General features: G+C 47.5%; 1 pseudogene. It reads left to right on the top strand.

Annotated elements, in window-relative coordinates:
- Positions 1-292, top strand: a pseudogene (locus tag DWV53_RS16360) (relaxase/mobilization nuclease domain-containing protein); the annotation flags it as partial.
- Positions 293-318 lie beyond the last annotated feature (26 nt).

Raw genomic sequence — 318 nt, 5'->3', positions numbered from 1 at the left:
CTTCAAGGGTACGCAGATTAGCCGAGACTATAGCTTTGGCAAGCTGAATGCGAGATTTGAGGGAACGGAGAACCTTTTATCAGCAAGAGCCAGCTCTGCTCAGCAATATGAGCAGGGCTGTCGCAAGAATGAGCAGGTGCCATCCATATCGGAGAGCAGCCAGGACCCTTGGGACGGTATTTCTTCCATTGGACTTTTTGCTCCAGCCAATGCTCAGACCTTTGAGACATTCCCAGAGGATGAATCAGTCAAGAAGAAAAAGAAGAAACGCAGAAGAGGCTTTAGCCTTTGATGCAAGTTACAAACCATTCAAACAAC

It is taken from the genome of Segatella copri (assembly GCF_003465495.1).
In the GTDB taxonomy this organism is placed as follows: domain Bacteria; phylum Bacteroidota; class Bacteroidia; order Bacteroidales; family Bacteroidaceae; genus Prevotella; species Prevotella copri_G.
Note: the sequence above shows the minus strand (reverse complement) of the source record. Positions and strands in the feature narration are given on the sequence as shown.